The 10,873-nt window shown below is 43.6% G+C and carries 11 protein-coding genes and 1 pseudogene; 9 read left to right on the forward strand and 3 right to left on the reverse strand.

Annotated features, from left to right (window positions below; translation table 11 throughout):
• Positions 1-819 precede the first annotated feature (819 nt).
• Both IQ234_RS17355 and IQ234_RS17360 read left to right on the forward strand, forming a co-directional pair.
• Entirely contained in the window at positions 820-1,458 is a 639-nt protein-coding gene (locus IQ234_RS17355; protein ID WP_002787907.1) for a MotA/TolQ/ExbB proton channel family protein, read from the forward strand.
• An 18-nt stretch (positions 1,459-1,476) separates the two neighbouring features.
• Positions 1,477-2,046, forward strand: coding sequence for an ExbD/TolR family protein (locus IQ234_RS17360; RefSeq protein ID WP_002776482.1), 570 nt, complete (start codon positions 1,477-1,479; stop codon positions 2,044-2,046).
• Here IQ234_RS17360 and IQ234_RS17365 read toward each other — a convergent pair whose 3' ends face one another.
• Positions 2,047-2,397, reverse strand: a complete 351-nt coding sequence (locus tag IQ234_RS17365; protein ID WP_110579416.1) for a hypothetical protein — start codon at positions 2,395-2,397, stop codon at positions 2,047-2,049.
• A gap of 413 nt (positions 2,398-2,810) precedes the next feature.
• On the opposite strand from IQ234_RS17365, the gene IQ234_RS17370 reads away from it, so the two are divergent.
• Positions 2,811-4,004 carry an NAD(P)/FAD-dependent oxidoreductase gene (locus tag IQ234_RS17370; RefSeq protein WP_193957994.1) on the forward strand — a complete coding sequence of 398 codons (1,194 nt, stop codon included), beginning with the start codon at positions 2,811-2,813 and terminating at the stop codon, positions 4,002-4,004.
• Here IQ234_RS17370 and IQ234_RS17375 read toward each other — a convergent pair.
• Positions 3,984-4,403: a GAF domain-containing protein gene (locus tag IQ234_RS17375; protein WP_002750080.1), complete on the reverse strand. Its 420-nt coding sequence runs from the start codon at positions 4,401-4,403 to the stop codon at positions 3,984-3,986. The genes IQ234_RS17370 and IQ234_RS17375 overlap by 21 nt on opposite strands.
• A gap of 203 nt (positions 4,404-4,606) precedes the next feature.
• Between IQ234_RS17375 and IQ234_RS17380 the strand changes: the two genes are divergently transcribed.
• From IQ234_RS17380 to IQ234_RS17395, 5 genes and pseudogenes are all read left to right on the forward strand, one after another.
• Positions 4,607-5,941 (forward strand): AAA family ATPase, encoded by a 1,335-nt coding sequence (locus tag IQ234_RS17380; protein ID WP_193957995.1) that lies wholly within the window; start codon positions 4,607-4,609, stop codon positions 5,939-5,941.
• Entirely contained in the window at positions 5,938-6,630 is a 693-nt protein-coding gene (locus IQ234_RS17385; protein ID WP_193957996.1) for a Rho termination factor N-terminal domain-containing protein, read from the forward strand. Before IQ234_RS17380 ends, IQ234_RS17385 begins: the two co-directional genes overlap by 4 nt.
• 35 nt (positions 6,631-6,665) lie before the next feature.
• Positions 6,666-6,827 carry a hypothetical protein gene (locus IQ234_RS17390; RefSeq protein ID WP_193957999.1) on the forward strand — a complete coding sequence of 54 codons (162 nt, stop codon included), beginning with the start codon at positions 6,666-6,668 and terminating at the stop codon, positions 6,825-6,827.
• A pseudogene (locus IQ234_RS21340) lies at positions 6,824-7,096 on the forward strand (hypothetical protein). The gene IQ234_RS17390 and the pseudogene IQ234_RS21340 overlap by 4 nt, the downstream one beginning before the upstream one ends.
• 237 nt (positions 7,097-7,333) lie before the next feature.
• Entirely contained in the window at positions 7,334-7,708 is a 375-nt protein-coding gene (locus IQ234_RS17395) for a group I truncated hemoglobin (RefSeq protein WP_002768248.1), read from the forward strand.
• A 348-nt stretch (positions 7,709-8,056) separates the two neighbouring features.
• On the opposite strand, the gene dusB is transcribed toward IQ234_RS17395, so the two are convergent.
• On the reverse strand, positions 8,057-9,064 hold the full coding sequence (gene dusB / locus IQ234_RS17400; RefSeq protein WP_193957997.1) for a tRNA dihydrouridine synthase DusB: 1,008 nt from the start codon (positions 9,062-9,064) through the stop codon (positions 8,057-8,059).
• Positions 9,065-9,263: 199 nt separating this feature from the next.
• Here dusB and IQ234_RS17405 point away from each other — a divergent pair, with 199 nt between their 5' ends.
• Complete coding sequence (locus tag IQ234_RS17405; protein ID WP_193957998.1) at positions 9,264-10,838, forward strand: glucose-6-phosphate isomerase; 1,575 nt, start codon at positions 9,264-9,266, stop codon at positions 10,836-10,838.
• Positions 10,839-10,873: the final 35 nt, after the last annotated feature.

A 10,873-nucleotide genomic window follows, 5' to 3' on the forward strand; every position in this document is an offset into this window, starting at 1 on the left:
TCTTTCTTCCAGACATCGATAATTTTTTGGCGAAAATCTACGGAATAGGGTCTCATAGGAAGCTGGCGAGTTCTATTATTTGTCTATTTGCTTTTCATTGTACCTCATAGCTCCAAGAATTGCTATATAGCGTTTCCTAAGCTAGTGAGGTACACCTATTTTTCTTCCCTTTTACCTCTTGCCTTTTGCCTAAAACCCATAACTTTTGTACCTCAGCAGACTGAAAAACGCTATAGTTTAAGCGAAGTGCTGTTGAGGGAATTTTCCTTGATTAACCCGAAAATAGAAGCCCTACAAGTTTTTCAAGCCCTAGAGACGAGGATTTTCATAGTCATTGGCTAATCGATATCTAGAGACCCAAGATTTGTACTTATCGAGCGAGAATTAGGTTCAAATAGAGTCGGGCTAATCACTAGACCTCTTGTAAAAATCAAAAATTGTCGAGGTTGATTAGGAGTCAGTGGCCAGTAGTCGGTCGTCCGGAGAACTAAGAATGAATAATAATCAATTAAATGCTCTATTTACATATTTTATGCCACTTAATCCTTATTTTTGACGTTTTTGAAGCACTAAAAATTGATTATGCAAGAGGTTTACTGAAATCGTTAATATTAATTTTACTCTTGCCTTTTTAGATCTGCTGGCCCCTTGAAAAGCCCCATCTCATCCTGTATTCTGAGTCAGCGTAAGAACTATAAATGTCAAATCTCAATTGATCGACTTAAATCTTAAACTATAATCATTACCCGATCGCCCGGTATTGGAGGAACAAAACAACTCGTGAGTATAACTGATTTAATCCAAAAAGGCGGAGTGGCTATGTGGCCGCTGCTTTTTCTGTCTATTTTAGCTCTTAGCACTATTATCGAACGAATTTGGTTTTGGAGTCGCACCCTCCTTAGTGAGGGCCAGATTTTAAATCGTATTATGGAATCCGCCATCCGTAACTGGGATTTGGCGGCAAAAGTCGCTAGGGATTCCCGCAATCACCCCATCGGTAGCTATCTCTACGCACCCCTGCGCTTAGAAAATCCAGATCCAGAGGTTTTTCACTTTGCCCTCGAGTCGGCTGCCGATGAACAATTATCGTTAATGAAACGGGGCGATAAAATCCTTGAAGCAGTCATCGCCCTTTCTCCCCTGCTAGGATTATTAGGGACGGTACTCGGTTTAATTACCTCTTTGGCTAATATTCAACTGAGTGACCTGGGAACCTCCTCCACAGCCGGAGTAACTTTAGGTATTAGTGAAGCTTTAATTTCCACCGCTACAGGCTTAATTGTCGCTATCTTTAGCCTCGCTTTCTATCGCATTTTTCAGGGACTCTGGTTCAATCAAGCTAGAATTTTTCGCAAGGCTGGCAGTGATTTAGAAATTATCTACCGTCAACGTTGGCTAGATGGAGAAGACCAACAATACGCCCTCAGTGCTAACCTAGAAAAACCGCTCGATCGCTAAGTCTCCCCCTTATAACCCATGGCCGAAACTAAATCTCTTAACCACAAAAAGCCGAAAAGTAGCCATATCACAGCCCGTCCCCTGAAATTATGGCATGATCAACACCGCATTCAAGAGGATGTGCAGGTTAACATCATTCCCCTGATCGATGTAATTTTCTGTATTCTCACCTTCTTTATTCTCGGTGCAGTGGGATTATCTCGCCAACAGGCTATCAGTCTTGATTTACCGAAAGCTAGTACCGCCACCACCCCGATGCGGGAAATGTTGGTGGTTAGTCTCGATGATTTCGGACAACTCTACGTCGAAAAACAGATGGTGACTCGCCCCCAGTTGTTCGAGGCAATCAAGAATTATCATCAATATAGTCCCAATGGACTGATGGTACTGAATGCCTCCAGAAATGCCAGTTATAACGAAGTGGTTGGGGTTTTGGATCTACTGCGACAGGTGGGCGGCGATCGCGTGGCTTTAGCGACTCTATCGGGGGAAGCTAACAATCCCACAATAGAAAATAGCAATCCTTTGCCTAATTTGCCCACTAATCCCACCTTACCCGGTTTAACCAATCCTCTAGGCAGAAATTAACTAGGAATGGATGCGATAGGTAAGTAATTGTTCTTCGAGAGCTGCAATGCGATTGTAGGCTGCCGTCAATTGTGCGGTTAATCGGCGAATTTGGATTTCATCGGCAAAAGAATTATCGCCATTGACAGCCGGGGATTGTTTGCCACCGTGATCTCGGAGAATATCTTTATGATCGTAGAGGCTATTATCGGATAACTCGGAAAACCCGACCATTTCCAGGGATTCACGCGGAGAACGACTCGATTTATCCCCAGCTAGGATAGCAATTTGCTGGCTGAGGCTTTCGACAATATCCTGTAGATGATCGACTTTCCGATCAAGACTGATAATCTGTTGTTGTAGTCCATTCATACAATTACCTAGGGATTAAGGAGGCTTCCCCTCTATGCTAGGCTCTGGAGGAAATGGACTATGACAATTTATGATTGATTTAACGATCCCTTTACTGCCCTTAACTGATCTTAATATATTGCCCGGGTCAACCGGCTGCCCCCGATAGCACTTCTATTAGAAATTAAGGTAAGCTGTTGAGCAGTAAGCCTCGATTTTAAGGAACTAAATTATGTTTAAAAATTGGTCTTTCGATGATTGGATGAATCATATCCTTTTTCTGGCTACAATTTTGGCTTTGCTGACGATTTGGCTAGGTAGATAAATAAAAACTATTTTTCTTTCCTGGTTTACCGAAAATTTGGGTTTAAGTTTCCCCGTCCATTTTACGGCAGGGAGTGTCAAAATAAGAAACAAAACCCTCAGCGATCGATATGACTGACTCAAACCCAAAAATTTGTATTCTCGGTGGTGGTTTTGGTGGACTCTATACTGCTTTACGTTTGAGTCAATTGCCTTGGCAAGATCAACACCCTCCCCAAATTACCTTAATTGATAAAAGCGATCGCTTTTTATTTTCTCCCCTTCTCTACGAATTAGTCACCTCAGAACTACAATCCTGGGAAATTGCTCCCCCTTTCAGCGAATTACTCGCCAATACCCCCGTTAACTTCCAACAGGGAACCGTCACGGCGATCGATGTTAATAATCATAAAATAACCCTTGACAATCAAAACGATATATGCTATGACCGCCTCGTGATCGCCCTTGGTGGTCAATCTTCCCTTGAATTCCTACCCGGGGCCAAAACCCACGCTATCCCCTTTCGGAGTCTAGAGGATGCCTATCGTCTTCGGGATCGACTCAAAACCCTAGAAAAATCCGATCGCGATAAAATTCGGGTCGCCATTATCGGGGGCGGTTATAGCGGCGTAGAATTAGCCTGTAAGCTGGCCGATCGTCTCGGAGAAAGGGGAAGAATTCGTCTGATCGAAAGAAATAGCGATATACTTGGCCCTTCAACCCAATTTAACCGCGACACCGCCAAAAAAGCCCTAGAAAAACGTCTAGTTTGGTTAGACCTAGAAACCACCGTCGCCGACATCCAAGCGGATCGCCTCTCCCTTGACTACAAAGGACAGATCGACAATATCCCCGTTGATCTAATTCTCTGGACCGTTAGTCCGATCGCCTCTCCACTGCTCGCTAATTTGCCCATAGCACATAATGAGCGCAAATTACTAAAAGTTAATCAATATTTACAAACTGTCGAAAACCCCAGCATCTACGCGATCGGCGATGCGGCCGATAGTCGCGACCAAGAGGATAAACCATACGCTGCCACGGCTCAGGTCGCCCTTCAACAGTCCGACTACTGCGCTTGGAATATTTGGGCGAGTTTCCACGATAAACCGGCTTTACCCTTCCGTTATCAACCTTTAGGCGAAATGTTGACCCTCGGAGTCGATGAAGCTACCATTAGCGGTTTAGGACTAGAATTAGCCGGTCCCCTTGCCCATCTTACCCGTCGCTTAGTCTATCTCTACCGACTGCCCACCCTTAACCATCAAATCGCCGTAGCATTTAACTGGATTACCCAACCGCTTCTATCCCTCATCTCTGAGTAGCGAGTTCAGATATTCCTCCACTAACAAACTATCTCGATCGGTCAATTCCTGACCATCGAGACGGTTTAACAGCATTACTGCGCCAAATAACTGATTATTAACCCTAATTGGCACAGCTAAAGCCGTTTTTATCCCCAAAGCCACCGCTATATCCTGACGGATGCGATTATCTCCTAGGGTTTGTCCCACCACCACCGGACAACTCCCCTGGTAAACCACCGTACACAATCCCGACGTGGCAATATCACCCCTTTTGCCCACAATTGCCTGGGTGTTTTTACCCGCACCCGCGCGATAATAAATACTATCACCGTCAAATTCGGCAATGATAACCGTTTCTGTTGGAATTAAACCTAAAATTTCTTCAGCAATGCGATCGAGATTAGTTAATTTTTCCATAATGGTTTAGGGGTTGAGGAAATGGGGTGTTATACTAAATCCGTTGAGTAACGCACAGAAAACGGGTTTCTCCGAGAAACCCGTTTTCTACTCATGCAAAAGGCAAGACGGGGAATAAATAATCAGTTTTTAATAACTGGATTTAGTATTATAATCAAAAAAACAGTAATTCATCAACTTTAGTCTATAGTTTGTGAACTCAAATGAAAGATAACACCCCCAAAGTAAAAAGTCTCAAACCTTATCTTCAGCATTTGCCTCAAGATGCGTCGGAAGCGATCGTTAGCACCAACTTTGCACCTTACCTGATATCATATTTAGGATTTTCAACCACGGAGAGAATTCCAGAATACGACACGGGAGGCGGTGGGATTACCGACTTTGCCACTCGGAGAAACCTAGAAAACGATATTTTTTTACAGACAAAGAGTAATCCTTTTCTGCTGATAGAGTTAAAGGGTAGAGATATTAACCTAACTGAAAATAGTCCAAGTTATAAGGCAACTGTCAATCAGTTAAAGCGTCAGTTATTAGGGAATAACTGTCAAGCAGCCCAATGGGGAATTATCACTAACGGTTCACACATCCAGTTATTTAGAAAACATGGTAAAATCATTTTTCCTGCCACTACTTGCATAGAGCTAACCCCTGAGAACATTGATGAGACGGTAGCTCTGATCAAGACAAAAATTGACAATACTCCCAAAGCATTAACGGTTACTGTTTACAATAATAAAGGCGGTGTAGGCAAAACCACCACAACCGTAAATCTTGCGGCTATTCTTGCTTTTTTAGGGAAAAAAGTTCTAGTTTTAGACTTTGATTTTAATCAACGAGATTTAACTAAATCTATCCTAAATATAAACCCAGAAGATGGCCTACTAGAAAAGGCTTTAACTGACCGTAATATTGATCTAAAATCAGTGATTATTCCCTATACTTTTAAGAATCCAAAACGACAAATTACCTTCGACGTTGTTCCTGCTGATCCTAAAATGGCAGACTATCCGGACTTTCAGTATAATTCTCAAATGAAAATATTCACTCTCCATAGAAAATTAGACTTAGCTAGATATGAATATGATTACATCTTTATAGATGCCGCTCCCAATTGGCGATTTCCTAGCCAGCTGGCTGTTTATGCTGCCGATGTTGTCCTCTTACCCACAAAACATAACAATTCATTCTCCCTTCATAATGCAGCCACTGCCATCAAGGAGTTTCTACCGCCAATGCAAAAATTAAAAAAAGATGGGACTCCCATAGCCTTACCAATTTTTTTCAACGGTGAGAAGATTACTCAACCACAGTTAGAGACTGCCCAAAAAGAAATTAATCAAATACTAAAAAATGACAAAAACCTTGTACACTATTTTTATCCTAAATACACTCCTGCCAGTAAAAATTCACATATTCATCACCTGCCAGAATACGCTATTATAGCCAGTGCTGCTTTCGCTCGCGTGCCAGCCGTTTATAAAAATCGTTCCGTTTATTACTACTACGAAGACTTAGCAAAGGAGTATTTTTTACAATGATGGAATATACCGATATTGGTACTTTAAAGTACCTATACCTAGATGAAATAGAAATTACCAATGGAACCGATGCTGATAGTTTTTTAATTGAAGTTACTGCTAAACTATTACAGCAGACAGGTGGACGCAACTGGCTGCCTGTAATCGTCAAAGAACTATCAGAGGATCGCTATGAAGTTATCGGCAACTCATTTGTTTATGCTGTGGCTGAAAGGGCTGGACTAGAAAGAATTTGGTGTATTATTGCCGATAGAACAGAAGATGCTAGGAATATATCCAGAGCTTTGGCAAGAGAAGAAACCCCAAAACTAAATCTGTCAACAGCTTCAAGAGAAGAAATTAAATCTGCTTTACAGTTCTTGATTGAACAACCGAATAGCCCAATAAAAACAGTTAAATTAGCTACGGCTACTGCTAGGATTGATGAGGCTCCCCGTCAATTCTGGAAGAGTTTAGACTCAATTGTCGCCCTCAAGTGTGGAATTACAAAAGGGAAGGGATTAGATTTACTCAAAACTGTCTTTTATCTCACTCCTCAATCTCAACAAGATGCAGTGATTGAGGAGTTTTCAGAAGAAACTCTCAAACTCAAGACTGTTTCTGAATTAAAGACTCTAGCCAAAGAAAAGGGAATCGTTGGTTTAAGCAAGATGAAGAAAGCAGAGCTAGTCAGAATATTAGCGCAATAAGAAAAAGGAGTATCAACCAAAGTGAATGATCAATTATGAATTATCAATTGCTAGAAGATATTGAAAGTGAATTAAAATGGCAGCAAAGCCTTTCTAACGAAGATCTGGAATTGGGAGCTTTAATAACAATGGCACAGGAAGCCCTGATAGAAGAACAAGAGGGGAGAAAAGAAGATAAAGGCTTTGGAAAAGAATGAAGTCAGCCAAAACCAAGAGGTTTCGTCTTTTTCTCAGTTTGCCGTAAAGGGTACAAGAAACAGCCAAGAAAAATTACGAGATTTGGAAAGAAAATCCATTTCACCCCAGCCTAGAGTTCAAAGAGGTGAAACCAAGAGAAAAAATCTGGTCAGTCAGAGTCGGCATTGGATGGCGAGCATTAGGGATTAAGAAGTCAGATGAAGAAAAGATAGTTTGGTTCTGGGTTGGGTCGCACTCCGAGTATGACAAGATTTTAGGTAAGAATTAGGAGTGATCTAACCAATCACTGCACCGGACCTTGTGCTAAAGTTATCTACATCATCCAAAGTCATTGGCGGCGAGTGAGTTCAACCGTTAGACATACTCCTTGCTCCAACGAGCGGGCTGCTAATACAGATGAATTACGATTTATCCATACTCTAATCTTTTTGATTATTGAACATTTCAACTTCTCCCATCTGTCTCGTGTCACATTTGAACTCATACAATTAAGGAGTAATTTTCAATGAAAACACTGTATGAAAAGCTTGGTGGTGCAGCGGCTGTTGATCTAGCTGTAGAGAAATTTTATGAAAAGGTTTTGGCAGATGAGCGAGTCCAGCGTTTCTTCGCTCCTACAGATATGCAACAACAGAAACAACATCAAAAAGCCTTTATGACCTATGCTTTTGGTGGTGCTGAACAATGGAATGGTCGTCCTATGAGGGATGCACATAAAGAATTAGTGGCTGAGATGGGCTTAACCGATAGCCACTTCGATGCGATCGCTGAGGATTTAGTTGCTACCCTCGTTGAGTTGGAAGTTCCTCAAGCCTTAATTGATGAGGTGGTGCAGATTGTAGGTTCTGTTACTCATCGCAATGATGTCTTAAATCGCTAGAGGAATGTAGCTGTAGGGTGCGTTCCCTCATGCAAGTCTTACGTCTGCAGCGATCAATTTTGGGGAACGCACCATGATCATTGATTCAAGCAAATGATTATAAGCTAAAAACGTCTAGGCACAGCGACGGACGGGAGTGCGATCGGATGTAGCAAATATGGGGGTATTTTACCTTCTCAGCGTTGGGGTTATTGGCTCCCGACCTGATATTATCGATAGTCAGGAGCAGGCAAGCAAATTGCGCCATAATGCTGAAACCCGTGAGCGGGTTTAGGTAGTAAATGTACCTTGTCGATGATGCTGAGGAACCAGCAAAAGGTTCGTAAGAACCTACAGCTTATAGCACCGTTATCTGTAGATATTCTCGTTTTCAAGGTTTAATTGGGCAATAGCTCCATCAATTAAATCACAGCCCTCCCCCAAGGATTCGATCCGCGAAAACCGATCGCGCCAAACCGCCGCACCGGTAAAATTCTGACAATACCAAGCCAGATGTTTCCGCGCTTGCCAGATACCGCGTTGTCCCTTGTATAGCCATAGCCCCTGTAAATGCTCTTTAGCTAGGCTTAACAGGTCAATAGAGGTGGGTTTCGGCAACTTTTTGCCTGTTTTGAGGTAATAATCGATTTCCCCCACCAAATAGGGATAACCGAGGGTTCCCCGCGAACACATCACCCCATCGGCCCGGGTAAATTCCAAACAATTAATCGCCGCTTCCACAGAAACAATATCACCATTAGCGATGACAGGAATCGATAAAACCTCCTTCACCCGTTTAATCCATTGCCAATCGGCCGGCCCGTGATAACCCTGTTCCCTAGTGCGTGCGTGCAGGGTCAACATTTGCACTCCCGCATCTTCCAAACGACGGGCAAAATCGATAATATTAATCTCCTGAGCGTTCCATCCCAAGCGAGTTTTCACCGTTACCGGCACTGATACCGCTCCCACCACTTCCCTAACAATTTGCTCGGCAATTTCTGGCTGTCGTAAAAGGGAAGAACCGCCGCCTTTTTTAGTAATTTTATTAACAGGACAACCCATATTAATATCGATGGTCATCGCCCCTTCCTTAACCGCTTTTTCCGCCGCCACAGCCATAAAATCGGGACGGCAATCAAATAATTGCATACTAATTGGTTGTTCTTTGTCCCCGATAACCATCAATTGCGGTAACTCTTGCAGCTGGGAGATTTCTGTCGCATTAACCATCTCCGTATAGAGCATCGAATCAGGAGCAAAACGTCTCACCAAGCGCCGAAAAACTAAATCGGTGACACCGGATAAAGGTGATTGCAAGACGCGGCTATGTACTGCTAAGTTACCGATTTTGAGAGGGGATGAGTAGATAGCCATAGAACCAGTTAAAAAATCAACAGCCAACACCAGCAAACCGAACAATTAGGGGATAGTTCCGTCACTGTTAACATTTTGCCAACCCCTAATATATGCTTAACCGTCATCTTCTAGTCTAAAACTACCTGTATGATGATTGGAGAGGATAGAATCCTATCTCTCCTAAACGAGTAATTAAACAAAAATTTCGCTTTTTTTTATGGATAATCTGCAACTCTGGCAACGTTACCAAGATTGGTTATACTATCACCCTAACCTAGAACTTTATCTCGATGTCAGTCGGATTCCCTTCGATGAGGCTTTTCTCAAAGGTCTAGAAGCAAAATTTGAGCGTGCTTTCCAAGACATGGCAGCCTTAGAACGGGGTGCGATCGCCAATCCCGACGAACAGCGTATGGTCGGCCACTACTGGCTACGCGCTCCTGAACTCGCTCCTAACCAGGAATTGCGGGACGAAATCACCGAACCCCTAGCACAGATCAAAGAATTTGTCAAGAAAATTCACTCCGGAGCGATTAAGCCGCCTAATCGGGCAAAATTCACCCATATTCTCTGTGTAGGCATCGGGGGGTCTGCTTTGGGTCCCCAATTCGTTGCCGAGGCTCTATCCCCCGATTTTCCCGCCTTAGAGATTGCTTTTATTGATAATACCGACCCCAAAGGCATCGATCGCACCTTAGCCCATTTACCCCTAGCTACCACCCTCGTTATCGTCACCAGTAAATCCGGCGGCACTCCCGAAGCGAGAAATGGAATGTTAGAAGTCCGCAACGCTTACGAAAAACAGGATTTAGACTTTCCCCAACACGCGGTCGCCGTCACCATGCCGGGTAGCCGACTGGACAAATACGCCCAAGATTGGCTAACTCGTTTCCCCATGCAGGATTGGGTCGGTGGTCGTACATCAGAACTATCCGCCGTCGGTCTTCTCCCGGCCGCTTTGCAGGGTATCGACATTGATGAAATGTTAGCCGGGGCCAAAGAAATGGATATCGCCACCCGCGTCCATAACCTGAAAAAAAATCCTAGCGCCCTACTGGCTCTAGCTTGGTATCATGAGGGCAACGGCAAGGGAGAGAAAGATATGGTGATTCTGCCCTACAAAGACAGTCTCTATCTCTTTAGCCGCTATCTGCAACAATTGGTTATGGAGTCCCTCGGTAAAGAAAAAGACCTCGATGGTAAGACGGTGTACCAAGGGATTGCCGTCTATGGTAACAAAGGTTCCACGGATCAACACGCCTACGTTCAACAATTACGCGAAGGGATTCCCAATTTCTTCGCCACTTTTATTGAAGTGTTAAAAGACCGACAAGGAGATTCCATCGAAGTGGAAACCGGCTCCACTGCTGGCGATTTCCTCTCAGGATTACTGCAAGGTACTCGACAAGCTTTATACGAAAATAGTCGTCACTCTATCACCATCACGATCCCAGAGGTTACTCCTCGTCAGGTGGGGGCCCTAATTGCCCTCTACGAACGGGCCGTTAGTTTCTATGCTAGTTTAGTTAACATTAACGCCTACCATCAGCCCGGGGTAGAAGCAGGGAAAAAAGCCGCCGCTTCTATTCTGGATTTACAAAGAAAAATCGTGCAAGTTGTTCGGGAAACGGGCACTTCTCTCGACCTAGCCACTCTAGCGGCCAAAATCGGTGCTAGTGACCAAGTTGAAGCTATCTATAAAATTGTCCGTCATCTCAACGCTAATCGGCGCAGTTTAACTATTACCGGCGATTTAAGTAAACCAGAAACGATCCAAATCTCTGCCCGCTAATCAGTCGTCGGGAGACAGAAGACAGGGGTTGGGGT

This window comes from Microcystis aeruginosa LEGE 91341 (genome assembly GCF_015206885.1).
Classification (GTDB): Bacteria; Cyanobacteriota; Cyanobacteriia; order Cyanobacteriales; family Microcystaceae; genus Microcystis; species Microcystis aeruginosa_H.

Bases quoted from the DNA above. Each gene is read 5' to 3' on its own strand.
- IQ234_RS17355 (WP_002787907.1), top strand. From the start codon at position 820: ATGTGGCCGCTGCTTTTTCTGTCTATTTTAGCTCTTAGCACTATTATC.
- IQ234_RS17360 (WP_002776482.1), top strand. From the start codon at position 1,477: ATGGCCGAAACTAAATCTCTTAACCACAAAAAGCCGAAAAGTAGCCAT.
- IQ234_RS17365 (WP_110579416.1), bottom strand. From the start codon at position 2,397: ATGAATGGACTACAACAACAGATTATCAGTCTTGATCGGAAAGTCGAT.
- IQ234_RS17370 (WP_193957994.1), top strand. From the start codon at position 2,811: ATGACTGACTCAAACCCAAAAATTTGTATTCTCGGTGGTGGTTTTGGT.
- IQ234_RS17375 (WP_002750080.1), bottom strand. From the start codon at position 4,403: ATGGAAAAATTAACTAATCTCGATCGCATTGCTGAAGAAATTTTAGGT.
- IQ234_RS17380 (WP_193957995.1), top strand. From the start codon at position 4,607: ATGAAAGATAACACCCCCAAAGTAAAAAGTCTCAAACCTTATCTTCAG.
- IQ234_RS17385 (WP_193957996.1), top strand. From the start codon at position 5,938: ATGATGGAATATACCGATATTGGTACTTTAAAGTACCTATACCTAGAT.
- IQ234_RS17390 (WP_193957999.1), top strand. From the start codon at position 6,666: ATGAATTATCAATTGCTAGAAGATATTGAAAGTGAATTAAAATGGCAG.
- IQ234_RS17395 (WP_002768248.1), top strand. From the start codon at position 7,334: ATGAAAACACTGTATGAAAAGCTTGGTGGTGCAGCGGCTGTTGATCTA.
- dusB (WP_193957997.1), bottom strand. From the start codon at position 9,064: ATGGCTATCTACTCATCCCCTCTCAAAATCGGTAACTTAGCAGTACAT.
- IQ234_RS17405 (WP_193957998.1), top strand. From the start codon at position 9,264: ATGGATAATCTGCAACTCTGGCAACGTTACCAAGATTGGTTATACTAT.